The sequence below is a fragment of the Paenibacillus sp. Paensp111 genome (assembly GCF_059492195.1).
The window spans coordinates 1,961,154-1,987,214 of record NZ_CP168527.1; the positions used below are offsets into that span (position 1 = coordinate 1,961,154).

32 protein-coding genes are annotated in these 26,061 nt (G+C 47.5%); all 32 read left to right on the top strand.

Annotated elements, in window-relative coordinates:
- The first annotated feature begins 77 nt into the window (after positions 1–77).
- On the top strand, positions 78–350 hold the full coding sequence (locus tag ACEN86_RS09065; protein ID WP_068617082.1) for an HU family DNA-binding protein: 273 nt from the start codon (positions 78–80) through the stop codon (positions 348–350).
- Between the two features lie 101 nt (positions 351–451).
- Entirely contained in the window at positions 452–682 is a 231-nt protein-coding gene (gene mtrB, locus ACEN86_RS09070) for a trp RNA-binding attenuation protein MtrB (protein WP_127197787.1), read from the top strand.
- A gap of 156 nt (positions 683–838) precedes the next feature.
- The gene (locus tag ACEN86_RS09075) at positions 839–1,372 is read left to right on the top strand and encodes a hypothetical protein (RefSeq protein WP_495633955.1); all 534 of its coding nucleotides are present in this window, start codon (positions 839–841) and stop codon (positions 1,370–1,372) included.
- Positions 1,373–1,495: 123 nt separating this feature from the next.
- The gene (locus ACEN86_RS09080) at positions 1,496–2,260 is read left to right on the top strand and encodes a heptaprenyl diphosphate synthase component 1 (protein ID WP_495633956.1); all 765 of its coding nucleotides are present in this window, start codon (positions 1,496–1,498) and stop codon (positions 2,258–2,260) included.
- Between the two features lie 23 nt (positions 2,261–2,283).
- Positions 2,284–3,009, top strand: a complete 726-nt coding sequence (locus tag ACEN86_RS09085) for a demethylmenaquinone methyltransferase (RefSeq protein WP_495633957.1) — start codon at positions 2,284–2,286, stop codon at positions 3,007–3,009.
- Positions 3,002–3,871 (top strand): UbiA-like polyprenyltransferase, encoded by an 870-nt coding sequence (locus tag ACEN86_RS09090; protein WP_495633958.1) that lies wholly within the window; start codon positions 3,002–3,004, stop codon positions 3,869–3,871. Before ACEN86_RS09085 ends, ACEN86_RS09090 begins: the two co-directional genes overlap by 8 nt.
- Positions 3,868–4,542 (top strand): UbiX family flavin prenyltransferase, encoded by a 675-nt coding sequence (locus tag ACEN86_RS09095; RefSeq protein WP_495633959.1) that lies wholly within the window; start codon positions 3,868–3,870, stop codon positions 4,540–4,542. The genes ACEN86_RS09090 and ACEN86_RS09095 overlap by 4 nt, the downstream gene beginning before the upstream one ends.
- On the top strand, positions 4,502–5,365 hold the full coding sequence (locus ACEN86_RS09100) for a menaquinone biosynthesis protein (RefSeq protein WP_495633960.1): 864 nt from the start codon (positions 4,502–4,504) through the stop codon (positions 5,363–5,365). Before ACEN86_RS09095 ends, ACEN86_RS09100 begins: the two co-directional genes overlap by 41 nt.
- The gene (locus ACEN86_RS09105; RefSeq protein WP_495633961.1) at positions 5,362–6,336 is read left to right on the top strand and encodes a polyprenyl synthetase family protein; all 975 of its coding nucleotides are present in this window, start codon (positions 5,362–5,364) and stop codon (positions 6,334–6,336) included. Before ACEN86_RS09100 ends, ACEN86_RS09105 begins: the two co-directional genes overlap by 4 nt.
- A gap of 99 nt (positions 6,337–6,435) precedes the next feature.
- Complete coding sequence (gene ndk / locus ACEN86_RS09110) at positions 6,436–6,879, top strand: nucleoside-diphosphate kinase (RefSeq protein ID WP_495633962.1); 444 nt, start codon at positions 6,436–6,438, stop codon at positions 6,877–6,879.
- Positions 6,870–7,703, top strand: coding sequence for a CheR family methyltransferase (locus ACEN86_RS09115; protein ID WP_495633963.1), 834 nt, complete (start codon positions 6,870–6,872; stop codon positions 7,701–7,703). Before ndk ends, ACEN86_RS09115 begins: the two co-directional genes overlap by 10 nt.
- 72 nt (positions 7,704–7,775) lie before the next feature.
- Complete coding sequence (locus tag ACEN86_RS09120; RefSeq protein WP_495633964.1) at positions 7,776–7,952, top strand: hypothetical protein; 177 nt, start codon at positions 7,776–7,778, stop codon at positions 7,950–7,952.
- Between the two features lie 182 nt (positions 7,953–8,134).
- Positions 8,135–9,304 carry a chorismate synthase gene (aroC, locus tag ACEN86_RS09125; protein ID WP_495633965.1) on the top strand — a complete coding sequence of 390 codons (1,170 nt, stop codon included), beginning with the start codon at positions 8,135–8,137 and terminating at the stop codon, positions 9,302–9,304.
- Positions 9,304–10,398 carry a 3-dehydroquinate synthase gene (aroB, locus tag ACEN86_RS09130; RefSeq protein ID WP_495633966.1) on the top strand — a complete coding sequence of 365 codons (1,095 nt, stop codon included), beginning with the start codon at positions 9,304–9,306 and terminating at the stop codon, positions 10,396–10,398. The genes aroC and aroB overlap by 1 nt, the downstream gene beginning before the upstream one ends.
- Positions 10,399–10,401: 3 nt before the next feature.
- Positions 10,402–10,776, top strand: a complete 375-nt coding sequence (gene aroH, locus ACEN86_RS09135) for a chorismate mutase (RefSeq protein ID WP_495633967.1) — start codon at positions 10,402–10,404, stop codon at positions 10,774–10,776.
- A gap of 355 nt (positions 10,777–11,131) precedes the next feature.
- Positions 11,132–12,685: an anthranilate synthase component I gene (trpE, locus tag ACEN86_RS09140; protein WP_495633968.1), complete on the top strand. Its 1,554-nt coding sequence runs from the start codon at positions 11,132–11,134 to the stop codon at positions 12,683–12,685.
- A gap of 22 nt (positions 12,686–12,707) precedes the next feature.
- Positions 12,708–13,748 (top strand): anthranilate phosphoribosyltransferase, encoded by a 1,041-nt coding sequence (trpD, locus tag ACEN86_RS09145; protein WP_495633969.1) that lies wholly within the window; start codon positions 12,708–12,710, stop codon positions 13,746–13,748.
- On the top strand, positions 13,738–14,553 hold the full coding sequence (gene trpC / locus ACEN86_RS09150; protein WP_495633970.1) for an indole-3-glycerol phosphate synthase TrpC: 816 nt from the start codon (positions 13,738–13,740) through the stop codon (positions 14,551–14,553). Before trpD ends, trpC begins: the two co-directional genes overlap by 11 nt.
- A complete protein-coding gene (locus ACEN86_RS09155; RefSeq protein WP_495633971.1) occupies positions 14,546–15,208 on the top strand; it encodes a phosphoribosylanthranilate isomerase in 663 nt (220 codons plus the stop codon). The genes trpC and ACEN86_RS09155 overlap by 8 nt, the downstream gene beginning before the upstream one ends.
- Entirely contained in the window at positions 15,209–16,405 is a 1,197-nt protein-coding gene (gene trpB, locus ACEN86_RS09160; RefSeq protein WP_495633972.1) for a tryptophan synthase subunit beta, read from the top strand.
- A complete protein-coding gene (gene trpA / locus ACEN86_RS09165) occupies positions 16,402–17,208 on the top strand; it encodes a tryptophan synthase subunit alpha (protein ID WP_495633973.1) in 807 nt (268 codons plus the stop codon). The genes trpB and trpA overlap by 4 nt, the downstream gene beginning before the upstream one ends.
- A gap of 69 nt (positions 17,209–17,277) precedes the next feature.
- Positions 17,278–18,384 carry a histidinol-phosphate transaminase gene (gene hisC / locus ACEN86_RS09170; protein WP_495633974.1) on the top strand — a complete coding sequence of 369 codons (1,107 nt, stop codon included), beginning with the start codon at positions 17,278–17,280 and terminating at the stop codon, positions 18,382–18,384.
- An 80-nt stretch (positions 18,385–18,464) separates the two neighbouring features.
- Positions 18,465–19,559, top strand: coding sequence for a prephenate dehydrogenase (locus ACEN86_RS09175; protein WP_495633975.1), 1,095 nt, complete (start codon positions 18,465–18,467; stop codon positions 19,557–19,559).
- Between the two features lie 428 nt (positions 19,560–19,987).
- Positions 19,988–20,671, top strand: coding sequence for an MOSC domain-containing protein (locus ACEN86_RS09180; RefSeq protein ID WP_495633976.1), 684 nt, complete (start codon positions 19,988–19,990; stop codon positions 20,669–20,671).
- A gap of 270 nt (positions 20,672–20,941) precedes the next feature.
- The gene (locus ACEN86_RS09185) at positions 20,942–21,535 is read left to right on the top strand and encodes an RNA polymerase sigma factor (RefSeq protein WP_495633977.1); all 594 of its coding nucleotides are present in this window, start codon (positions 20,942–20,944) and stop codon (positions 21,533–21,535) included.
- Positions 21,532–22,134: a zf-HC2 domain-containing protein gene (locus ACEN86_RS09190; protein ID WP_495633978.1), complete on the top strand. Its 603-nt coding sequence runs from the start codon at positions 21,532–21,534 to the stop codon at positions 22,132–22,134. Before ACEN86_RS09185 ends, ACEN86_RS09190 begins: the two co-directional genes overlap by 4 nt.
- A gap of 111 nt (positions 22,135–22,245) precedes the next feature.
- On the top strand, positions 22,246–22,833 hold the full coding sequence (locus ACEN86_RS09195) for a histidine phosphatase family protein (protein WP_495633979.1): 588 nt from the start codon (positions 22,246–22,248) through the stop codon (positions 22,831–22,833).
- Between the two features lie 90 nt (positions 22,834–22,923).
- Positions 22,924–24,027 carry a hypothetical protein gene (locus tag ACEN86_RS09200; RefSeq protein ID WP_495633980.1) on the top strand — a complete coding sequence of 368 codons (1,104 nt, stop codon included), beginning with the start codon at positions 22,924–22,926 and terminating at the stop codon, positions 24,025–24,027.
- Positions 24,028–24,095: 68 nt separating this feature from the next.
- Positions 24,096–24,602, top strand: coding sequence for a gamma carbonic anhydrase family protein (locus tag ACEN86_RS09205; RefSeq protein WP_495633981.1), 507 nt, complete (start codon positions 24,096–24,098; stop codon positions 24,600–24,602).
- A 21-nt stretch (positions 24,603–24,623) separates the two neighbouring features.
- A complete protein-coding gene (locus ACEN86_RS09210) occupies positions 24,624–24,806 on the top strand; it encodes an IDEAL domain-containing protein (RefSeq protein WP_495633982.1) in 183 nt (60 codons plus the stop codon).
- A gap of 99 nt (positions 24,807–24,905) precedes the next feature.
- Positions 24,906–25,337 (top strand): DUF2487 family protein, encoded by a 432-nt coding sequence (locus tag ACEN86_RS09215; protein ID WP_495633983.1) that lies wholly within the window; start codon positions 24,906–24,908, stop codon positions 25,335–25,337.
- A gap of 175 nt (positions 25,338–25,512) precedes the next feature.
- The gene (locus tag ACEN86_RS09220) at positions 25,513–26,058 is read left to right on the top strand and encodes a QcrA and Rieske domain-containing protein (protein ID WP_495633984.1); all 546 of its coding nucleotides are present in this window, start codon (positions 25,513–25,515) and stop codon (positions 26,056–26,058) included.
- Positions 26,059–26,061 lie beyond the last annotated feature (3 nt).

Sequence of the window (26,061 nt, forward strand, 5' to 3'; positions counted from 1 at the left end):
TAACGTATATTTTCGGTCAAAACGGAAACAAAGGATAGCAGAGCAGAAGTTATTCCTTTTCGGGGAGGTGAAACAGGATGAATAAATCTGACTTGATCGCACAGGTGTCTGAATCTACGGAACTGTCCAAAAAGGATGTTACTAAAGCCGTTGACGCGGTATTTGAAGCGATTTCAGAAGCACTCCAAAACGGAGATAAAGTGCAACTGGTAGGCTTCGGTAACTTCGAAGTTCGTGAACGTTCCGCACGTAAAGGACGCAATCCACAAACCGGAGAGGAAATCGAAATCCCTGCGAGCAAAATCCCAGCGTTTAAACCGGGTAAAGCGCTCAAAGACGGAATCAAATAAGATTTCTACATATTTCTTCCGTTACCAAAGACCGTGAGCTTTTGTTCACGGCCTTTTCTTTTGACGAGGGCAAGGCAATTCGAAGTGGGAGGTTCAAAATAGTGGATGAACAAAATGTGAACAATGGGGACTACTTTGTAGTGAAAGCCAAAGAGCAAGGGGTTCAAGTGATTGGACTTACCCGAGGAAGAGATACCCGGTTCCATCATACGGAGAAGCTGGATAAGGGCGAGGTTCTGATTGCCCAGTTCACGGATCATACCTCGGCTGTCAAAGTTCGCGGCAAAGCGATTGTCATGACCAAACACGGTGTAATTGATACGGAAGAATAGACCGCAGGCGCAGCCTGCTTTTTTTCATAGACAAGATTTAAGCTTCAGCAAATGTATAAAGACGTTCTTGTGGGCGTCAAGACTGTATAAAATGAGGTATGGACCCTGATTGTACTTGCCATCAAGGCAGGCACATGAACTGAAAGGGAGGATACCATGAGAAGATGGAAGCCAATTATCGCTGCATGCCTAATATCTTTGACCTTAGCATTTATGATGGCCGTGTTAACAGCCCGCGGAAGCACCTGGAGCGGTAAGCCAGCTTACAGCGTTTTTGCAGATAAGCAAGTGATCGACCTTACGGAAAATAATCTCGTGGATGAACTTTCACGGCTTCCTTTATCGGTACGCTTGTCCAAGGTGAAGCTGGACCAATCTATCCTGTCAGTAGATTTGAAGATTGGGGATGAGAGCTATCAGCCTTCAGTTCTATATCTGAATATGGCTGAGCTGATCCGGTTTTCATTTGAGCGGACGAGTAATGTCTCCCAGCTTTTGATCCGGCTCGTTGCTGAAGACAAGTGGGTAGGAACAAAGCATCTGCTGCTGGGTTCGGATGTCCGCCGGGGGGAGTGGCCGCCTTCGGCACTGGATGACTTGGAGAACTTAGGGGATCATCCGCTACCAGATGAGCTAAAGCAATATTTCCGGTTCACGGTTACAAGCCTATGGAAGAATCGATTTGAGTAGTGATTAGGGCGATTCCCCATGCTTCAGCTTAACTCCGTGCGTGCCGAAACAACATATGCTATAATATATTGGATTGTGACATGTAAATAGACATCGTCAGTATGAGCGGCCCGGAGGACAAGGATGAGAACCTATCGCATACCAGAATTAGCAAAAAAATACGTCGATTACGACATGATAACGACTCACACGGAGCTGCCGCCTTTTGCGAATGCCCGTGTTCGTTTGCTTTACACCTTCTTAAATCATCAAGACAGCTTTACCGACGCAGATGCTGAGAACATAGCCTTAGCCGTATATCTTGTTCAGCTGGGAATGGATACTCATGACCTTATAGATGCCGAACCGGTACGCAAGGAGGAGAGTGGGATGCGCTCCCGCCAGTTAAATGTGCTTGCCGGAGACTACTTCAGCAGCTTGTTCTATGAACTGCTCGCAAGCGCCGGAAGGACAGAACTTATCTCCGAGCTTAGTTCGTCAGTATGTGAAGTTAACCGCAAGAAAGTGAATTTGTATACAAAGCTAATGCAGCGCAGTCTGACTGCAGAGGCCCTCTTCCAAAGCCAGGTTGAACTTAACATGGAGCTTTATCTGCCCTTAAGTTCACTGCTGGATCAGAATTATCAGCATTCATGGCTGAAGCTGCTGCATGAAGTCAGCCGCTGCGAGAACGCGGTGGTTCAATTGAATCATGCGGGAGCGTTTAGTTTCGATGAAGAAGTGAGCGATTCGTCAGCTCAAGACTTAATGACAGCCGAGCTCGAGCAGTCACTGGAACGGATCCAGCGGTTAATCTCGGATTTGCAGGGTGAGAGCCTTCGTGAAGAGCTGGGTGAACTGATTGAGCCTTTTATCAGGGCCCTAAGAATATCGAAGCCTGTTTTATAAGGAAGGGAAAGTGAAAGAAATCAATGGAATCACAATCTCCTAATCAAAAGGAACAATTTGTGCACTCCGTCTTCGAGAGCATTGCTCCGAAATACGATCTTATGAATGACATCCTAAGCTTTCGCAGACATAAGGCGTGGCGCAAATTTACTATGAAAAAAATGGCCATGTCGCCCGGAGACACAGCCGTTGATCTCTGCTGCGGTACATGTGACTGGACGATAAGCATGGCGCAGGAAAGCGGCGGGCAGATCAAGGGTCTTGATTTTAGCGAGAACATGCTTCAGGTGGGAAGGGGCAAGGTTCATGCCCGCGGACTTGATGGAAAGGTTCAGCTGTATCAGGGCAACGCAATGGATCTGCCTTTTGAGACCGGCCAGTTTGACTATGCGACCATCGGATTTGGTCTGAGGAACGTTCCAGACCTGCATCAGGTGCTTCGCGAGATGAAGCGGGTTGTGAAGCCCGGCGGCATGGTCGTCTGTCTTGAATTGTCCAAGCCTACCTGGCAGCCGTTTAAAGGTATATATTATTTCTATTTCAACAGAGTTCTGCCGCTTTTAGGCAAAATGTTCGCTAAACGTTACGAGCAGTATAAATGGCTGCCGGACTCGCTCGTCCAATTCCCGGGACGGCATGAACTGGCTCAAATATTCCGTGACATCGGACTGACTCAGGTGGAAGCCTTTCCTCTGACAGGCGGAATCGCTGCATTACATATCGGAATCAAGGAGACGCCAGATGTTTAAGAAAACTGCTATTTTTCTTCAAATGATTAAATTTGAACATACCGTATTTGCACTTCCTTTTGCGTTTATGGGAGCTCTACTGGGCTCTGTTGCTGTAAATGGTCACCTGCCCAGCTGGGCGCAGATTGGCTGGGTGCTGCTTGCGATGTTTGGAGCAAGAAGTGCCGCCATGGGACTTAACCGCTTGATTGACAGAGTAAGTGACAAGAAGAATCCGCGCACGGCAGGCCGCGCCATTCCTGCTGGGCTGCTTCGGATCAGCGAAGTCGTTGTCTTTATCGCAGTCTCATTTATCTTGTTATTCTGGGCTGCATCACAGCTTAATCCGCTATCCGTCAAGCTGCTTCCTATTGCTGTTTTTATGCTGGTCCTATATTCCTATACCAAACGGTTCACCTGGCTCTGTCATGTTGTGCTAGGGATGACAATCGCCTTAGCGCCGCTCGGAGGCTGGGTAGCCGTAACAGGGACTATTGATGGACCCGCTTTGGTATTTTTTGTGACCATTACATTCTGGGTGGCGGGATTTGATATTATCTACTCTTGCCAAGATATCGAGTTCGACCGAAAGGAAGGGCTGTTCTCGATTCCGGCACGCTTCGGCGTGGCTAATTCACTCAAGATAGCCAGAGCTTTCCATATCATCACCGCACTCGGCTTCGTAGCGCTATTACTTATGACGCACTTGGGCTGGTGGTACATTACCGGAATGGTAATTGCTTATTTAATTCTATTCTACGAGCATACCATCGTCTCACCGAAAGATTTAAGTCGGCTTCAGACTGCATTCTTCCTGATGAATGGGGTTCTGAGCATTGTTGTATTCTCTTTCACACTTATTGATCTGCTGGTGAACCAATGATGAACGTTCACATCGATTCTAAAGCCGTGGAGCTCTATTCTTCCAGGGCTTATGTTGTAGGGATTACCGGGGCTAGCGGGTCTGTGTATGGTGTCAGACTGATCGAGGTGCTTCTTAAATTCGGAGTAACTGTTCATATTGTCGTCTCGAATGCCGGCTGGAGAGTTATTAAAGAGGAGCTCGGATGGAACACTACCAACCGGGAAATTCTTCTTGCAGAGAAGTTCGGCTCATACGCTGGGTCGTATCAGTACCATCCGGTGGCCGACATTGGCGCGTCCATAGCGAGCGGATCATTTCGAGTTGATGGCATGATCATTATGCCTTGCTCTATGGGCACACTGTCCTCGATTGCCCATGGATCGTCAGAGAATCTAATGACCCGGGCTGCAGACGTAATGATGAAGGAATCGCGTACCCTTGTACTTGTGCCGAGAGAGACACCTCTGCATGCCATTCACCTGGAGAATATGCTTACTTTGGCTAGGCTCGGAGTGCGGATGATTCCGGCAATGCCGGCCTTTTATTTCGGTCCGAAGAGTATGGATGATTTGATTAACTTCCTCGTGGGTAAAGTACTAGACAGTCTTAATATAGATCATCGCTTGTTTACGAGATGGGGGGATACAGATGGACAACAGGGAGAACAGAATCCTCATCGGACAGATTGACTACACCAATGTATGGCCGGTCTTTCATCATTTACATCCGGAGCACTTATCGAGAAAGGTGAATATGGTGACAGAGGTGCCTGCTTTACTTAACCGGCGAATGCTGGAAGGAACTCTGGATTTGTCTCCGATTTCATCATTTGCCTACGGACTCGGTCACGAGCAGTTTGTACTGCTGCCCGATTTGTCTGTAAGTGCCAGAAATGCGGTCAATTCGATTTTGTTATTCTCCAGAGAACCTCTTGATCGGGTAATTAACGGAAAGATTGCTTTGACAAATACGTCGGCCACCTCTATAAATCTGCTTAAGATCATTATTGAGAAAGCATACGGCGGCAAGCCTACATATTGGAATAGCGAACCGGATCTTGAGGCGATGATGCAGGAAAGTGATGCGGCCCTTCTTATTGGGGATCACGCGATACGCGCTTCCTGGGTAGATCATGGTTATAGGGTTACTGATTTAGGGGAAGTCTGGAAAAGATGGACGGGTTACGGTATGACTTTCGCTGTGTGGACAGTTCAGCGGACCTTTGCCGAGCATAACGCAGAGCTTCTTAGCGAGATTATCGATGCTTTTGCCTTAAGCAAGCAGCAAAGTCTTGGAGATTTGCGCCCCTTAATTAATCGATCAGTAGATCAAATTGGGGGTACTCCGCACTACTGGCGCCACTATTTCAGCAATCTGTGTTATGATTTCCAGGATGAGCAGCAGGCCGGACTTGCGCTGTATTTCAAATATGCTTATGAAATGGGTCTGTTAAAGACCGAAGTACCTTTAAATATATGGAGTGACAATAAGCTGACACGGGTGAAAGAATGAAACTATTGGATATTTTCGGGACACTAAAGAAAGATATGGATGCGGTGGAGCAGCAGCTGTACCGGAGCATTGACGTGGATCAGGAACTGCTGAAAGAGACCTCGCTTCATCTGCTTCAGGCAGGGGGGAAGAGACTGCGTCCTGTATTCGTGCTGCTTGGAGGCAAATTTGGCAACTACAATCTCGATCGCCTTCAGCATATTGCAGTTCCTCTTGAATTAATTCATTCGGCATCCCTGGTGCACGATGATGTCATTGATGATGCCCACACCCGCCGCGGCAAGCCTACTGTAAAATCAAAATGGGATAACAAGATCGCCATGTACACCGGCGATTATATTTATGCCAAAGCGCTCTCCCTCGTAACTAAACTGGGTAACCCGGAAATCCACCGGATTTTATCTAAAGCTCTGGTCCAAATGTCCATTGGTGAAATGGAGCAAATTCGTGATTTCTTCAATACCGGTCAATCGGTCCGCAATTATCTGCTTCGGATTCGCCGGAAGACAGCTCTCTTGATCGCTGTCAGCTGTCAGCTTGGAGCTATTGCCGCTGATGCACCGATAGAAGTAAGCAGAATGTTGTACAGATATGGCTATAACGTGGGAATGGCTTTTCAGATCCGGGATGATCTGCTGGATTTGAAAGGAACCGAGAAGCAGCTCGGCAAGCCGCCTGGCAGCGATATGAGGCAGGGGAACATCACGCTTCCCGTATTGTTCGCTCTTCAGGAAGAGAGACTGCGTGAACCGCTTTTGCGTGAAATTGCCGCCATTCATGCCGGGGACGGCTCTGCAGATACCTCGCGGGCCATTCGGATGATCCTAGACAGCCAGGGAATTTCCCGTGCCGAATTATTGGCTGACCGGTATATTGAGAAGGCGTTGTCCTCGCTTCAACGGCTCAAAGAGAACAAAGCGAAGAAGCATTTGCAGGACATTGCATATTTCGTCAATAGAAGAGCCTACTAAGCACTTATCACCCTGGCATTATTCTGCTAATATATGGAGTGAGTCCGCTAGATTCGCCTAAATACGAGAGAAAGCGGCGACACAACGGGAGGGTTACCGATGGAACGTACTTTTTTAATGGTTAAACCGGATGGCGTACAGCGCGGCTTGATCGGCCGGATTATTAGCCGTCTGGAAGACAAAGGGTTTAAGCTGGTTGCGGCCAAGCCTGTCCAAATCACACAAGAGCAAGCCAAGAGACATTATGCGGAACACGAAGGAAAGCCTTTTTTTGACAATCTGGTGAGCTTTATTACTTCGGCACCTGTGTTCGCAATGGTCTGGGAAGGCGATGAGATCGTCACCTTGTCACGCATCGTCATTGGCAAGACCAATGTTACGGAAGCACAACCGGGAACGATCCGTGGGGATTATGCCGCCCATACGCCGTCCAATCTCATTCACGGTTCCGATTCAGTCGAGAGTGCTGAACGTGAAATTGCTAATTTCTTTGAACCGCACGAAATACTTAACTATAAGAAGAGTACGGACTCGTGGATCTAAGTCGCAACCCTGCTCAAGTTGACCTGACGGAACAAGAGGGAACAACACCAGATCCCGACTATGTTGGTTTTATTCAAAGCGTGAAGCAGCACACCGGCATTGACCTGTCCCAGTACAAGGAAGCTCAGATGAAACGCAGGTTGACCACCCTAAGAACGAAGAATGGCCATTCAACGTTCAGTTCTTTCTTTGGTGCCATGATGGAGGATAAGAAGCTCTTCTACGAATTTCTCGATAAGATGACGATTAATGTCTCTGAGTTTTGGCGAAATCCGAACCGCTGGGAGGTTCTCAGGGACAAGATCCTGCCTGAACTGACTAAGAGCAAGCCGCGTCTGAAAGTATGGAGTGCGGCCTGTTCTACAGGGGAAGAGCCATACACGATTGCTATGATTCTCTCGGATCTGGGCCTGCTCCAAAGCAGCTATCTACTAGCGTCCGATATCGATGAAGGTGCCCTTGCGAAAGCTAATGAAGGTTTGTATCTGGAGAGATCTTTGAAGGATGTTCCGGAGGAAGTGAACCGCCGATATTTCAAGCCTGAAGGCAGTGCCATGTACCGGGTAGATGACAAGCTGAAGAAAGCGGTAACGTTCAAGAAGCAGAACCTGCTGCTCGATCGTTTCGAAGAAGATTTCGATCTTATCGTATGCCGTAACGTCATGATTTACTTCACCGAAGAAGCGAAGAGTGTCTTATATACAAAGTTCGCGAAGGCCTTACGTCCAGGCGGAATTCTATTCGTAGGAAGTACGGAACAGATTTTCTCGCCGGGCAGATATGGACTGGAAGCAGCAGATACTTTCTTTTACCGGAAAATGTAAAGGAATCACTAGTATATTCATGCGCCTAATCTCCGATACTGGTTATATGAGAATCCAATCGGAGGCAAGGAAATGGACAAAAGAAAAGTAATTCATGCGTACCAGCGCGGATTCCTGACCCTTCAGGAGTGTGCGCAAATCCTTGGTGTGGAGCGAAGACAGGTAGAAAGTCTGCTCGGCAGCAAGAGCGAAGAAGAAGAGAGTAATCAAGCAGACGCCGCCCTTCTCGGCAGAGAAACGGTCGGCTAGATTAGCCAGAATTCGAAACTTCCTGACGCACTGACTCCCATCCCGGGAAGTCGGTGCGTTTTTTGTTTTGGAACTCCTCCCTTGGCTTTCCTTGTCAAAAGCGCAGAACCTATACTATAATGAGCAAAGAATTCTCGGATTTTAGCCAATTACAGTTTAACAGTTTAAAGGGGGAACGCATCATGAGTTTACGTTATTTAACGGCAGGGGAGACGCACGGTCCCCAGCTCACTGCGATTATAGAGGGATTACCGAGCAATTTGGAGATTGACTTCGAGGCACTCAATTTCCAGCTTTTACGTCGCCAGAAGGGTTACGGCCGCGGCCGCCGCATGCAGATCGAGAAAGATACGGCAAAGATTGCCGGCGGGGTTAGACACGGTTACACCACGGGTGCTCCCGTTGCTCTTATTGTAGAGAACAATGACTGGAAGCATTGGCAGAATATCATGAATATTGAACCTATTGAAGGATCGGATGAAGAGAAGCGCCGTGTACACCGCCCAAGACCGGGACATGCAGATTTGAATGGCGGATTGAAATATAACCTGAAAGACCTTAGAAATGTGCTTGAGCGCTCCAGCGCGCGGGAGACTGCGATTCGGGTGGCCTGCGGAGCAATGGCTCGTCAATTACTGGAACATTTCGGCATTAAGATTGCCGGGCAGGTGATTCGGATTGGTGAGATCGAGGCTCCACCTCATAATTTGTCACTGGATGAATTGCGTGAAGCCACAGAGCAATCCTCGGTACGGGTTGTAGACGCCGATACGGAGAAGAAGATGGAAGCCTACATTGATCAGATCAAGCAGGATGGGGACTCCATCGGCGGGATTGTGGAATGTATTGTCGAAGGCGTACCTATCGGCCTCGGTAGCCATGTTCAGTACGACCGCAAGCTCGACGGGCGCATTGCTCAAGCCGTAATGTCGATCAATGCTTTCAAAGGTGTCGAAATTGGAATTGGATTCGAAGCGGGTACGATTCCTGGATCGAAAGTCCATGATGAAATTCTGTACAGCGAGGAACGGGGGTATTACCGTGCAACCAACCGTCTCGGCGGATTTGAGGGCGGAATGACGAACGGGATGCCTCTTGTAGTTCGCGGCGTAATGAAGCCGATTCCTACGCTGTATAAGCCTTTGCAAAGTGTGGATATCGATACGAAGGAACCTTTTACAGCTCAAGTAGAACGTTCCGACGCGTGTGCTGTTCCTGCCGCAAGTGTTGTTCTTGAGAGTGTAGTTGCTTGGGAAGTAGCGAAAGCCTTCCTGGAGAAATTCGGTGGTGACTCTATCGAAGAAATCGAGAGAAACGTACGCAGCTACAACGAGCAATTGGAGAACTACTAATGAGAACGCTTATGGTGGAATTGGGCGAGCGTTCCTACCCCATCTACATCGGAAGCGGTCTACTGAACGATTTGGGGAGCTATCTTCAAAAGCACGGGATTTCAGCCAAGAATACACTTTTGCTTGTTACAGACGATCATATTGCACCTCTATATCTTGAGAAGGTGTTACATATACTTCAGCAAAGCGGGTACCGGGTCGTAACCTCGGTCGTTACCGCTGGGGAGAAGGCCAAATCGTTATCCGTCTTTGAAAATGTAATGACCTCAGCAATTGAAGGCGGGCTTGACCGGAATTCTGCCGTGTTAGCTCTTGGCGGAGGCGTAGTGGGCGACCTGGCCGGATTCGTAGCTGCCAGCTATATGCGCGGAATCCGGTTTGTCCAGATTCCTACTACCATTCTGGCTCATGACAGCAGTGTAGGCGGCAAGGTTGCTGTCAATCACCCGTTAGCCAAAAATATGATTGGCGCTTTCCATCAGCCCGAATTGGTTCTCTATGATGTGGATACGCTGCAGACACTTCCGATCAGGGAAGTAAAGGCGGGTTACTCGGAAATGATCAAGCATGGTCTGATCTGGGATGAGTCATTCGCAGCCTGGTGCCTGAGTCATGCAGAGAGTCTATTGGCTCTGAACCGTGACGATTTGGCTTATGGACTGGAACGTGGCTGCGCGATCAAGGCAGCTGTAGTCTCTGAGGATGAGCGCGAGAATGGGCTCCGCGCGATCCTTAACCTGGGTCATACCATTGGACATGCGATCGAAGCTGTTGGTGGGTATGGCGAGTTTTTACATGGAGAAGCCATTTCTATTGGCATGATCGGTTCAGCTCTCCTGGCCGTGAAGCGTGGAAGAGATCAGTCGATCTACACGCGGACCAAGGAGCTATTCGTCAAGTTCGGATTGCCTACATCACTGCCAAGCCATTTGGATACGGATAGTCTTATTGATGCCCTGCTGCATGATAAGAAATTTAAGGATAACAAGATCGTCTTTGTACTTCCGGTTGCTATAGGCAAAGTGGATATCGTTACTGATATTACCTTGGATGAGGTTCGTGGAGTAATAGAGCAGTTGAAAGAGGAGGCATAACGGATGTATAACCGTGGTATACGGGGAGCTACGACAGTTACCCAAAATGATGAGAATGAGATTCTACGCGAGACCGTCGTGCTGTTAAAAGAAATTGTGGCCCTCAATGAGATTATCCCTGAGGATATTTGCAGCGTGTGGATTACCATGACACAGGATCTTGACGCGACTTTCCCTGCCCGTGCCATTCGGCAGATGAATGGATGGGATCTGGTTCCGCTTATGTGCTCAATCGAAATTCCGGTCAAAGGAAGCCTGCCGCTCTGTATCCGTCTGATGATTCAGGTGAATACAAATAAGAGCCAGCGCGAGATCAAGCATGTCTATCTGAATGAAGCTAAGGCACTTCGTCCAGATCTAACAGCTTCAGGGAATTAACATAGCAGGATCTGATTCTGAAAGTATTGCCAACCCGAAGGTGGCTGGTGTATAGTAAGTATAGTGTAATTCGTGTTATTAGAGCTGAGTAGAGTTGAGTTTGAGATGAGCAGAGTTGAGCTGAGCGAAGTCCTTCGGTAGATGAATCGGCACATGCCTGGTAATGGAAGAGGCAGTGACTAGCGATTCTTGATTGGCCCGGGTGTATTTTCTTGTATGCCAGGTTAATCCTAGTGATTTGGACGACGATAGGTTATTTCACTGTACATTCAAGCTAGCCTCTACTTCGGTAGAGGCTTTTTTATTTATCAAGCTCTATACATTTGATCTATTCATGATAAAGGAGTGAAGGACTATGACAACCCCGCGTATTGAAGAAGTAACCCAAATGGCCTCACAGTATAACCTGATTCCAGTCGTTCGGACGCTGATGGCGGATATGGAGACTCCAATCCGATTGTTCCAGCGGTTCGCACAGCGTGATCGGGCGTTCTTACTTGAAAGTGTAGAGGGCGGGTTACAATGGGCGCGGTACTCTTTTATCGGAACAGATCCCTTCCTAATGATCTCCGCGAAGAAGGGCCAGGTAATCGTAGAGCAGGCTGGAGAACAAAGAGCGCTGCCAGGCAAACCAATTGAGGAATTAAAAGCTATTCTTCGCAGCTACCGCAGCCCTGAGCTGCCAGATATGCCGCCATTTACAGGTGGGGCGATTGGCTTCTTCGGATACGACCTGCTCCAATATTATGAGAAGCTTCCTGCTCATGAGGTAGATGATCTGCAGATGCAGGATATCCAGTTCATGTTCTGCGATCAGGTCATTGTCTTCGACCATGTGAAGCAGCGGATTCTATTGGTAGCCAATCTCCATGTCGCCGATGGAGCAAAGGACGAGGACATAAAGGCAGCTTATGACACAGTTCTCACCAAGCTGGATGAGATGGCCGAGGTGCTTCAGCAGGAGGGGCCAAGCGAGAGTTTCAACCGGCGTCCTTTCCCCGAAGATGTGGAACTTGGCGAAATTGCTTCCAACATGACGAAAGAGCAGTACATCGGTAATGTAAAACAGGCACAGGAGTATATCCGGGCCGGTGATATTTTTCAAGTTGTTCTCTCGCAGAGGTTCCACATTGAGACAGAAGTGTCTCCGCTGCATGTGTACCGTGTCCTTCGTACATTGAATCCATCACCGTATATGTATTATCTCAAAATGGATGACGAGATTATTGTAGGAACCTCTCCGGAGGCTCTGGTGAAGGTAGAGAATGGGCGGGTGGCTACCAGACCTATTGCTGGAACCCGGCCGCGTGGTGCGAACGAGGGTGAAGACCGCGAACTTGCTGAAGAGCTTCTGCAAGACGAGAAGGAGCGTGCCGAGCATTTAATGCTGGTGGATCTTGGACGAAATGACCTTGGACGCGTCTCGGAGTTCGGAACTGTGAAATGTGATTCTTTCATGGAGATTGAGAAGTACTCCCACGTGATGCATATCGTCTCTAGTGTATCGGGGGAGCTTCGTAAAGATAAAGATTTCTTCGATGCTTTCTTATCCTGTCTGCCAGCAGGCACCGTCTCAGGGGCGCCAAAGCTAAGAGCGATGGAAATTATAGCTGAATTTGAACGGGAAGCACGGGGAACGTACGCTGGTGCAATCGGATATCTCGGCTTCTCAGGTAATATGGATTCCTGCATCACCATTCGAACCATTGTCTTCAAGAAAGGGAAAGCATACGTTCAAGCAGGGGCTGGGATCGTATGGGATTCCGTTCCGGAGAAGGAATACGAAGAGACGGTAAATAAAGCGAAGGCCCTTTTAAAGGCGATTCGGACAGCTGAGCACATGTTCCCGGTAACGGCAAGCAGCGACGGAGTTATAAATCAAGATTATCTTTATGAATACACGCCATAAGGACCCAGAGGAGGAGATATAGATGAGCGGATATGAGACACTGCAGACAGGGATTTCACGAGTAATTGCTGGACAGAACTTGGGCCGGGAAGAAGCTCGGGGTATAATGGAAGTGATTATGTCTGGGGTAGCAACGCCTTCACAGATCGGTGGACTTCTAACGGCACTTCGGATGAAGGGTGAGACAGTAGAAGAGATTACAGGATTTGCAGAGGCCATGCGGGGGGTTGGCAGCCGGCTCCATACGGAATCGAGACAGCTTCTGGATACTTGCGGAACCGGCGGTTCCGGAATTCATAAGTTTAACATATCCACTACTTCGGCCATTGTCGCAGCTTCTGTATCCGTCCGGGTCGCGAAGCATGGCAACCGTTCGGCTTCTGGACGTGCAGGAAGCGCGGATGTGCTCGAGGCACTAGGCGTTAATATACATTTGACGGCAGATCAGGCAGAGAAGTGCCTGGATGATATCGGCATTTGTTTTCTATTCGCACAAATCTACCATCCTTCCATGAAGCATGCCGCTGCAACACGTAAAGAATTGGGTGTCAGAACGGTATTTAATATGCTGGGACCTTTGACTAATCCGGCTTCGGCTGATCGTCAGGTGCTAGGCATCTACGACGGAAGCAAGACTGAGGTTATTGCCGAGGTCCTTAGAGAGCTTGGATCAAAACGCGCGCTTGTGGTTACAAGCCACGAAGGCCTGGATGAGATTAGTATTTCCGCACCAACCCGTGTATCTGAATTGAAAAATGGCATGATCCATACCTTCGATCTGCACCCGAATGATCTGGGACTTCAGATGTATCCGCTTGGCGATGTGATCGGCGGAGATCCTCAGGTGAACGCGGATATTATCCGCCGTGTGCTTCAAGGTGAGAAAGGCCCATATCGGGACGTTGTTCTAGCTAATGCTGGAGCATGTATCTATGTCTCGGGTCTTGCGGAGACCATTCAGGACGGGGTCCTTATGGCATCGGAAGCTATCGATTCCGGCAAGGCACAGAACAAACTTGAGCAGCTTATTCAAACGACAGGGGAAATCAGCTATGTATCTTGATCGCATTGTAGCAACTAAACATAAAGAAGTGGCCGAACTTGCCACTAATTTCTCACTATCTTCAGCAGAGCGCACCATTGCAGAACTGCCATCCACGCTCGGTTTCTACCGGGCGCTATCGGAAGGCCGCAAGCGTTCCATGGGACTGATCGCAGAGGTGAAGAAGGCTTCACCTTCGAAGGGACTAATCCGCCCTGACTTTAATCCTGTACAGATTGCGAAGAGCTACGCGGAGGCCGGCACGGATTGTATTTCGGTGCTTACGGACAAAGAGTACTTCCAGGGAAGCGGCGAATATTTGAAAGCGATTCGTCAAGCGGTTCAAGTTCCGCTCCTGCGCAAGGATTTCATTATTGATGAGCGTCAAATCTACGAAGCCAGACTGATGGGTGCAGATGCGGTGCTGTTGATTGCCGCTATTCTGACAGATCAGCAGTTGAAGCAGTTCGAAGCAGCAGCGCATTCGATCGGACTCGATGCACTGGTTGAAGTTCATGATAGAACAGAACTAGAGCGGGTGTTAAATATTGGCCTTTCCAAGCTGATTGGTATCAACAACCGTAATTTGAGAACCTTTGAAGTTAGCTTGGGAACGACTGAAGAACTAATTAATCTGGTTCCGCCAGGAATTACGCTCATCAGCGAGAGCGGTATCTCTACTCCTGAAGATATTCATTACCTTTCCTCGTGCGGAGCCCATGGGGTTCTGGTCGGTGAGACCTTCATGCGTAAGCCTCTAGTGGAGGAAGCTGTCCATGAATTAATGGGTCCTGTGACTAATGGAAGCGGGGCTGTTCATGGCTGAGGCATCGGTAAAAATATGTGGACTTCAGGACGTTGAAGTGCTAAAATCGATGATAAACTTGCCTGTTGAATATATCGGATTTGTGTTTGCTAAGAGCAAGCGGCAGATCACTGCTGATCAGGCTTCAGCGTTGATCCCCATTCTTAAGGAATGGGATAGCCCCGTGAAGCCGGAAAGTGTGGGCGTGTTCGTTAACCCTACAATAGAAGAGCTGGCTGATGTACTAGAGAAAGCGAACTTAAGTATCATTCAGCTGCATGGACAGGAATCACCGGAATTTTGCCGTGAGGTGAAGCAGCGGTTCGGCGTGAAAGTCTTCAAAGTCTTTTCCTTTAAGCAGGACGGGGATGTTGATGGCCTTGGCCCTGAAGCATACCAGGGAGTTCTGGATGGTCTGCTCCTGGATACTTATGATCCTAAGTATGGTGGAGGATCGGGTCAGACCTTTGATTGGAAGCAGATTGAACCCTATCGGAAATGGCCACAGCAGGAAGGGATTCCTCTTATTATAGCGGGTGGATTGAACCCGCAAAATGTTGGCGAACTGATCGAGAATTTCCAGCCTGATGGAGTAGATGTGTCCAGCGGCGTTGAGACCGATGGACTTAAAGATATCGTAAAAATTCAAGCTTTTGTCGAGAGGGTGAAACGCTAAATGGCACAGGTACCAGATGAGAACGGGCGATTCGGCGAATTCGGAGGACGTTATGTTCCCGAGACGCTGATGAACGCTTTAATTGAATTGGAAGAGGCTTACCGGCGTTACTCGCAGGAGCCTGCATTCCAGGAAGAAATCGATTATTTATTGAAGCAATATTCCGGCCGGGAGACTCCTCTGTTCTACGCTGAGCGTTTGACTAAGCATTTGGGCGGAGCCAAGATCTATCTTAAGCGGGAAGATCTCAATCATACAGGGGCTCACAAGATCAACAATGCGATCGGTCAGGGCATTTTGGCCAAACGGATGGGTAAGGGAAAGGTTATTGCTGAGACTGGAGCGGGACAGCACGGGGTTGCTACAGCAACGGTTGCTGCATTGCTTGGACTTGAGTGTAAAGTGTTCATGGGTGAAGAGGATATGAAGCGCCAGCAGCTCAATGTATTTAGGATGAAGCTGCTTGGAGCCGAAGTCGTTCCGGTTCTATCAGGAACCCGAACTCTTAAGGATGCTTGTAATGAAGCTCTTCGTTACTGGGTGAGCCACGTACAAGATACCTTTTATATTCTCGGGTCAGCTACGGGTCCTCATCCGTATCCTATGATGGTGCGTAACTTTCAGCGGATTATCGGGGATGAGACACGGCGTCAAATTCTGGAGTCGGAAGGCAGACTTCCCGATCTTATCGTTGCTGCTGTAGGCGGAGGAAGTAATGCGATTGGGATGTTCTATCCTTTCGTAGAGGATACTTCTGTGAAGCTGCTTGGTGTCGAAGCAGCGGGACACGGTGTGGAGACAGAGTATCATGCTGCAACCATGTCCAAAGGCACCAAAGGGGTCTTCCAAGGCTCGCTAAGCTACCTGCTTCAAGATGCCTTCGGCCAAGTATTGCCTGCACACTCCATTTCTGCTGGACTGGATTATCCGGGAATTGGTCCTGAACATTCATATCTCAAGGATATTGAGCGTGCCCGGTATGCTCCGATTACCGACCAAGAAGCTTTGGATGCACTTCAGCTGCTTAGCCAGACAGAAGGTATTATTCCTGCACTGGAATCAGCCCATGCAGTAGCTCAGGTCATCAAGGAAGCTCCGAAGCTTTCTTCTGATCAGATTGTCGTAATCTGTCTATCCGGCAGAGGCGATAAAGATGTGGAGTCGATCATGAGTTACCTGGGAGGTAATCCGTCATGAACTTAATGGATCAGAAATTTGCCGAACTTAAAGCGGCGGGTCAAACCGCCCTTATTCCTTTTCTTACCGTTGGTGACCCCGATCTGGATACTACTGTAGAATTAATTATTCAAATGGAAGCAGCGGGTGCCGATGTTCTGGAGCTTGGCGTTCCTTACTCGGATCCTCTTGCTGATGGACCTGTGATCCAGCGTGCTTCCGAGCGTGCTCTTACCAGTTCGGTTACAATCGGGACTTGTATCGATATTGCCCTTAAAGCTAGACAGCGCGGAGTAAAGATTCCGTTTGTGCTGTTTACTTACTTTAATCCCGTTCTGCAAATCGGGCTGGAGGCCTTCTTCCAGCAGCTGGCTGAACATGAGATTAGCGGACTGATCATACCGGATCTTCCAATTGAAGAATCAGGGGCAGTACTCACTTTGGCTGATGCTGCTGGAGTTAGCTTGGTGCCGCTTGTGGCACCTACTTCGAATGAGCGGATTTCCCGCATATTAAGCAATGCACGCGGGTTCATTTACTGTGTCTCATCGCTTGGGGTAACGGGTGAACGCAGCTCCTTCCACGAAGGAATAGAGCAGTTTATAAATGATGTTAAGTCTCGCACAGATCTTCCTGTTGCTGTAGGGTTCGGAATTTCCAACCGTGAGCAGGTGGAGCGATTCTCTTCCATCTGTGATGGTGTGGTGGTAGGAAGCGCGATCGTCCGCACTATCGAAGATACGATTCCGCTTCTCAAAGATTCCGAAAGTCGGGAGAAAGGTCTGTTGCAAATTCGTGAATTTGTGGCACAATTGAAAGTCTAGCATTTTCTTAGTTATAGAAATTAATAATAGACGCGACACTTTAGTTAATCAGGAAAGGAAGGGATTCGTATGCAGCCCAAACCGCAGATAGTGAATCTGCCTGTATATCAACCAGGCAAGCCGATCGAAGAAGTGAAGAGGGAATTAGGCCTCGACGAAGTCATTAAGCTGGCTTCTAACGAGAATCCCTATGGGGCTTCCCCTAAAGCTAAGGAAGCCATTCAACAAGAGTTAAGTCAGATCAGCATCTATCCCGATGGCAGTGCTGCTGAACTTACTGAGGTTCTATCGGGTCATCTTGGCGTTAACCGGGATCAGATTATTTTCGGCTGCGGTTCCGATGAAGTAATTGCTCTGATCACCCGGGCGTTCTTATTGCCCGGGGAAGAGAATATTATGGCGGATCAGACCTTCTCGGTATATAAAAGCAATGCGGATATCGAGGGTGCCGTAAGTATCGAAGTTCCGCTTCTTGATGGCACACACGATTTGGACAGTATGCTGAAGGCCGTAAATGATCGTACCAAGATTATCTGGATCTGTAATCCGAACAATCCAACGGGGACGTTGGTCTCACAATCAGCAATTGTTAATTTTCTCAACAAAGTACCGGAACGTGTACTTGTAGTGCTGGATGAAGCCTATGCGGAGTTCGTAACGGATTCTTCTTATCCTGATGGCCTAAGCCTGTTAAGCAAGTATCCGAATCTGATGATTCTTCGGACATTCTCAAAGATCTATGGACTTGCCTCCCTAAGAATCGGATATGGGGTTGGACACCCAAGTGTCGTTAAGCTGATTAATCAGGTTCGTGAACCTTTTAATACATCGAGATTGGCTCAGGCTGCAGCAAAAGCAGCTATAACAGATCATGAATTTATTGATGCCTGCCGTACCAAGAACCGCAGCGGTGTTGAATACTTAACTTCTGAATTTGACCGGCTTGGCCTTGAGTACTTCCCGGCACATGGCAACTTTATATTGGTCAATGTGAAGAAATCCGGCCGCGAGGTGTTCCAGTCTCTCTTAAAGATTGGCGTTATCATTCGTGCTGGCTTCGATAAATATCCGGAGTATATCCGTGTAAGTGTCGGTACTCCAGATGAGAATACTAAATTTATTGCTGCTCTTGAGAAGGTGCTTGCCTTCCAGGAAGAGCCGGTTACTGCGGAATAATCTCCGCAGTATCTTTTGTTTTATTCGAAGCCAGGCGGGTGTACTTGAAGACAAATTAGAGCAAATTGAGTGGGGAACACATGACTATTAAAATTGCAATCTTTGGGGTAGGGCTGATAGGAGGCTCTCTCGCGCTTAGCTTCAAAGGAAAACCGGGGGTTACGGTAGTCGGACACTGCCACACAAGTGAATCCCTGCAGCAGGTTAGGGATAGAGGGGTTGTAGACCAGGCAACTATGTCTATTGAAGAAGCTGCAGCAGACGCTGATTTTATCTTCCTATGTGTACCGGTAAGTCAGCTGGAGCCTTATTTACATAGATTAAGCAGCATGAAGCTGAAGCCCGGATGTATTCTTACCGATGTGGGAAGTACAAAAGCTTCGGTAGCTGCATGTGCTGAAGCCATTACACTTCCAGATGTGTATTTCATCGGAGGACATCCAATGGCTGGATCCGAGAGATCCGGCGTCGCTGCTGCTTCAGCTTTCCTGTTCGAGAATGCCTATTACGTTCTTACCCCTTCACCAAATGTACCGGAAGAAGCCTACAAGCAGCTGGAAGAGCTGCTGGTGTATACCAAGGCGCATATCGTTCGAGTGGAACCGGAGCTTCATGATGAGATTGTTGGAGCTATCAGTCATCTTCCTCATATTATTGCCGTAGCATTGGTGAACCAAGTCTGCGATTATAATGAGCATAATCCGTTATATCGGCAGCTTGCCGCAGGAGGATTTCGGGATATCACCAGAATTGCCTCAAGTGATCCGGTAATCTGGAGAGATATTCTGCTCAGCAACAGAGAGGTACTTCTGACGCTGCTCAAAGACTGGAAGCATCATATGGATGATTTCCTGGAGATGCTTCTTAATGACGACGGCACCGGAATAATGAAGGCTTTTGATAAAGCCAACCGCTTCAGGAGTGAACTGCCGGAACGTCGAAAAGGGGCTATAAGCTCCTTGTATGATCTGTACATAGATGTTCCGGATACCCCGGGTGTCATTGGTCATATAGCCACAGAGCTAGGCATACGGCAGATCAATCTAAGCAATATGCAGATTATCGAGAGTCGCGAGGATGTACCTGGGGTGATGCGCCTGTCTTTCAGACAGGAAGGAGACATGGAGCGGGCAAAGCAGCACCTGTTGACCTTGGGATATACCGTATATTTATAATTGTAATACCGCTGAATTTTCCAAGTGAAAAGCTCAGCGGTGTTTTTGTATTTAGGCAGATGGTAGGGAGAAAAAAAGAAATGTAAGCGTTTATAAAAAGTTGTTGACAGAATGTAAACGTATACAATATAATAAAAGTACAGTATGGTTTCTCTCCACTCCTATCCAATATAATTTGCTCAGGCTAGAGCAAGGCCACTTTCATTTGAAAGTGGTCTTTTTTTTTGCTTAACGGACTTTAGCTATAATTCATGCGGTGACAGTAAAAATCAGACTTCAATTGCGAGGAGGACGGTTGCCTTATATAATTAGGGAGAAACTTACAGTTCGCGAAGTAACCTGACATATACATAGTTGACCTAACATAATTAGCGGCAGCATGGATTTATACACTAATGCGAAATATCAAATTTAAAGAGGTGTGGCTAGTGAATAAAGCGGATATTGTCTCTATTAATGTGGGAACCCCGCAGAACATGCAGTACAACAATAAGGAAGTTTCCAGCGGAATATTTAAAAAAGGAGTTGAAGGTCCTATATTCCTCTCCTATCTGAATCTTGAAGGGGACGGTCAGGCGGATCTGAAGCATCATGGAGGAAGAGATAAGGCTGTGTGTGTGTATCCTCATGAGCATTACCCATACTGGGAAAGCCTGCTTGGGCGGCAGCTTGAGCTAGGAGCATTTGGCGAGAATCTTACTCTGCGTGGTTGGGTTGAGCAGGATATCTGTATCGGAGATATATTCAAGCTTGGGGAAGCGACGGTTCAAATTAGTCAGCCGCGGCAGCCATGCTATAAACTGTCGGCCAGATATGGTGTGTCTGATATTCCGGTACGCATGCAGGATACCGGTTACACCGGCTTCTATCTCAGGGTACTTGAGGAAGGATATGTTCGCCGCCAGGACGGCTTGATCCGACTTACTTCTCACCCTCTAGCTATTAGCTTGAATTTCGCCAACCAGATTATGCACCATGACAAGGAGAATACCCAAGTCATTCGGCAGATCCTTGAGGTGGATGCCTTGTCTTCCAGTTGGCGGTTAACTTTCGAGAAACGATTAGAAGGTCTGGTGAACGATACAACGGAACGGTTAACGGGCCAAAGTTAAATATTCATTGAATAATTTAATGTTATTAAAAGGCCATTTTATATGAAATGGCCCTTTACTTTTCAGCAGCTGGGGAACGGTTTAACAAATTTTTTTAATTCCTACTTGTATGGTATAATATTGCAGGGTTGGCTTAAGAATCATACACATACATTAGGATCACATCTGCATTTTTTGGAATGACCGAAACTTTTTATGTCCTGTTCGGTAATAATATACAGAATCGAACGGGGAAGATGCACATGGATGGGCGAGGAGGATCGCATTCTAATGACGGATTCCCAGATGATTCGAGATATCAAAGAAGGAAATACAGAACTTTATTCAGAACTCATGCGAAGGTATCAACGAAAGATTCTAATATTTATTTATCATATGCTAAAGAGCGCTCAATTGGAGCTTATGGCTGAGGATTTATGCTCGGAGACCTTTTATAAAGCCTTTCGAAGTTTGCATTCATTCAGGGAAGTAGACGCTTCCTTCTCCACATGGCTGTATACTATAGCCCGGAATACAGTGTTAAGCGAACTACGGAAGCAGAAGACGGGGCATGTCTCGCTCGATGAGAGCGGCTATACTCCGGCAGCTCCTCCTGATATTGTTCCTGAACAGGCGATATTACGGAATGAACGGGTGGGCATGGTCAGAGAAGCGATTAATAATCTTCCCGAGAAGCAGCGCAGTGCACTTATACTTAGGGAATATGATCAGCTGGATTATCAGGAGATCTCTTCGATACTCGGACAGAGTGTCAGTGCGATTAAATCCCTGTTATTCCGCGCCCGAAGCAGTGTCAAGAGTCAGCTTGAGCCCTACTTCTATGAACCGATCTATGAGCAATATGAAGGGATGAAAAGCAGATGAATTGTCGTGAAGCCCAAGAAAGTTTTGGCTTGATATGGGACGTATCTGAAGACGACCCCCGGCGTAAAAATCTGGAATGGCACGTACTTGGCTGCGAGAACTGTGCAGTGGAATATGAAATGTGGAAAGAGACCCAGGGCCTTATACATACTATGGAAGTTGATATTCAGCCCGAGCAAGCGGAAAGAATGAACAGAGCTGTGATGGATCGTATTTATGCGGAATCTCCCTGGCTGTTACCTACAGAACCGGGAGGAAGAAAGATTTCTTATGTCATGAGACGGCGTATGGCCATATGGATTGCTGGTTTTCTCGCTATTTTCCTATGCAGTCTTCTCTATTTCATGGTTCCGGGTTCCGAAGAAGCCGCTGCCCCAGCTGCACAAAATTCCGGTCTGCTTCCCATTGCGATTGCTGGCGCTGATACCGTGGTGAACACGGATCATGCGTACAGCATGCCAGATGTGTCCCGGGGGATTATAGATCCCTTGATTGTCAAAATGAGTCCCGTATATCCCGAATACTGGATGCTGCTATCCATGCTGGCTCTTGGGCTCGCCCTCTTCTCTTGGAGAGGACTTAGACGTATACGAAGATAGCAACGCTTGCGGCAAATGCCGCTTTTGCCCGCATATAGGACAAAGGTGGGATTTGCCACTTTTATTACAGGATCCTAACATAGAGTTAAGGCATAAGGAGGTCATTATTTCATGCTGGTTGGATTAATTCGTCATGGTTTAACGGATTGGAATGCACTAGGGAAGATACAGGGTCAGAGTGATATCCCGCTGAATGAGGAAGGCAGAAGGCAGGCAAGACAGCTTGCTGCAAGACTTGCAAGCGAGCCTTACAAGTGGGATTTTGTAATCACAAGCGGTCTTTCCAGGGCTCAGGAGAGTGGAGAGATCATTGCGAAGGAGCTTGGTATTCCGGTCTATGATCCGGATTCAAGACTCATGGAGCGAGCTTTTGGACAAGTGGAAGGAATGACCTCAGAAGAGAGAGAGACGTTATGGGGCATAGACTGGAGGCTTCAGGATCTAGGTCAGGAGAAGGATCACGAGGTTCAGGAGAGAGCGCTTGCCTTTCTGAAGGAGCTAGGCGAACGTTACAGTGACAAGAATGTACTGGTCATCTCACATGGCGGTCTGCTAGCCCAGCTGTTTACTGCGCTATACCAAGATAAATTTACGGAGAGAATCGGAAATCTCTCATTAACCATACTGGAGAAAAATGAACAATCATGGGACGCCAAACTGTATAACTGCCTGAAGCATCTTGAGGAGAACGAACAATAATCCGCGCCAGCGGGTTATTTTTTTGTTTTGGGCCGAATAAAAGTCGGAAACCTTCCCATAATGGTAGTAAAACGGTGAGGCGATGAAACTATGAATCTGGCGGAGATGCTTACTTATGCAGATATCGGGCACCTTAGCAAAATAGCGAATCACTATCAATGCAGCTGTAATGAAAATTCCAAGAATGAGCTGATTCAGTCCATACTGCATCAAGTTGGCAGAAAAGAGTTTGTAGAAGAACATGTGAGTAAGCTTAGTGCCGAGGATTTCCGTTTCCTGAATACGCTACTCTTTGATCATCGTCAGCATTACAGCCTGGAAGAACTCATGGCCTCAGCGCAGCATACCCGGTTCACTGAAGATGCCAAGGGGAAGGAGAATCCCCGGGATATCATAACCAGGTTCAGACAAAGAGGCTGGCTGTTTAACGGCTCTTCACAGAGCACGAAGTACTTGTTTGAGGTACCTGAGGATCTGAAGGCAAGATTCAGGGAGGTGTTAGGGCAGCATTTGAAGGCTGATGTTAGAAGCGGAGCTGAACCTGATGCTGTTCGTGAAGAGCATACCCTGGCTGCGGAAGATTTATATCTTATCCTGTTCTATATCTCCAAGAATGAAATTCCACTGAATCAGGATGGAATCATGTACCGCCGTAATCAGCAACAGCTGATGGAAACCCTGCATGTGAATGAGCCTTTGGTAGGGAAGGGCGGCTGGAGATTTGGCTATGGACGAACATTTAAATTCTATCCGGATCGCCTGTCCATTCTGTATGATTACGCCTACTCTCAAAGACTGATTGAGGAGAGAGATTTTCAGCTTAGACTTACTTCGCTCGGTGAGCTGTTTGTTTTGGAAGAAAAACGTGAGTCTTTGATGCATTTGATACGCTTTTGGTTAAAAACTTACAAAGCAGCAATTCCAAATCTGTTATCCCTGATGTACTGGATTTACCAGTGTACACAGGAGTGGGTAACGGTGACCTCGCTTAGCCAGAGTATGGACAGGCTGATTAAGCCCTACTATTACGATACGGCAGCATCCATCTTCGAGGAGCGTATCTTAAAAATGATGCTCCACCTGGGCTTAGTCAGAATAGGTGAAGATGAAGAGAGGGAGCGTTACGTGCAGATTACTGCTTTTGGCAGGATGGCAGTTCCCAAGCTTCAACAAGGTAACGATGAGCTTGTTTGACAAGAAAGTGTAGGCTTGCTAAGATCACTCCAATTCCAGAATGTATAAGATGGGGCGTGAGTGGATCGATGTATATTTCTTATATGGGGAAAACCCCTTTGGTGGATCCTTCTGTTTATGTAGCTGAAGGTGCGAAGCTGGCAGGAGATGTCCGGATCGGCAAGGATTCTAGTATATGGTTCAACGCGGTCCTTAGAGGGGACCTGGCTCCCATTATTATTGGAGAGCGCAGCAATCTGCAGGATGGTGTTATCGCCCATGTGAATACAGGGCAGCCCCTATTGGTTGCCGATGACGTATCGGTCGGACATGCTGCTATTATTCACGGCTGTACGATAGGCAAAGGCACTTTAATAGGGATGGGGGCTATTTGTTTAAACGGAGCCGAGATCGGCGAATATGCTTTAGTAGGAGCTGGCTCGCTCATCACGGAGAACTGTAAGATTCCACCCTATACTCTTTCTTTAGGTACACCGGCTAAAGTTGTTCGTGAGCTTACGGAAGAGGATTTGCGCAGAATGGCGCGGACTACAGACAGCTATGTGGTGAAAGGAAGAGAATATAGGAGCTCTTAACATTGGCTGGAGGTGCATCCTATGGATCAAATGAAGGTTACTTATGAAGTTATGCTGGGTCTGGCAGCTGAAATGGTGTGGGACGAAGCGTTGAAGAAATATCGGGCAGAGAAACTTCACTTTGAAATTGATTCTGCTTTGGCAAAAGGCGATGAGGAAGCATTCCGCCTCCTAACTGAAGAATTAAGAACACTGGAAAAATAGAAGAAATGCCTAGTGCATTTCTTCTATTTTTTCATGCTGTCCATTTGTTCTCAGCGGACTTTTTCCATGTATAATAGCAATAGAGAGAGGAGAGTAATAATGAAATTTAGTGAGATTAATCCCGCCGAGTGGGAAGAACTAAAGCCCTATCTAGACACCTGCCTCATCCCGGTAACCGGACTCAGAGGGGATGAACAGCCATTTGAAGTCGTATATGCACTTGAGCGGCTGAGAGATGTGATGGATTGGGTGGAAATTCCGTTCAAAGGGAGAGTTGTAACCTATCCCGCTTTCCAATATGGACAGGATGATATCATGGAACAGATTAATGCTGTGTGCGCTAATGTCAAGTCGGCAGGATTCAAATATGTCATCGTGATTTCCGCTGAGGTAGAGCTCGATCCCGAGATTATTTATGAAAGCGATTTAGTCGTTACCAGGGGCCGATTTGAGGCTGCTGACGAACAGGCTCCTTCTGTGGCTGTCATGCAGCAAATTCAGCAACTGTGGTTCAGCGGCCGAGACGTCTAAATGTGACGAAAAACCGACATTTTTACGAAATTGTGACCATAGTGTTAACGAACATGCACTGTAAATTCTTGACGCTCTAGAAAGCCTAATATATTATAATAATGTCCTAGTAATTCGTGTGATTTTTATCATTGAAATGGAGAGAATTGGTTCGGAAAAGGGGGTTGAAGACAGTATGAGCAATCAGCACGACCAGCATGAATCATCACACAAGCCACCTGAGCGAAGAAAAGAAATGTCTCGCAGACAATTTCTAACTTATACGCTGGGAGGAGCAACCGCCTACATGGCAGGTGGAGTAGTACTGCCGATGCTTCGCTTCGCTGTGGATCCTGTTCTACACAAGAAGACTGAAGGTAACTTTGTGAAAGTTGTGGAAGTTAGCAAGATCACCAATGAACCGCAGGAGTTCTCATTCGAACTGCATCAGCAGGATGGATGGTATGCAAGCACGGCATCACTGACCGCTTGGATCCGTAAAGATGAGAGCGGAAATATTTATGCGCTTTCACCAATCTGTAAGCATCTAGGTTGTACAGTTGGCTGGAATAATGACAAAGGCTTCCCTAATGAATACCATTGTCCTTGTCACGGCGCGCAGTACACCAAAGAAGGCAAGAACCTTGCCGTTGCACCAAAACCGCTGGATGAGTACAAGGTTAAGATTGATAAAGATTGGGTTTACCTAGGCGATATCGTTCCCAATACTCGAGCTAAATAAGGA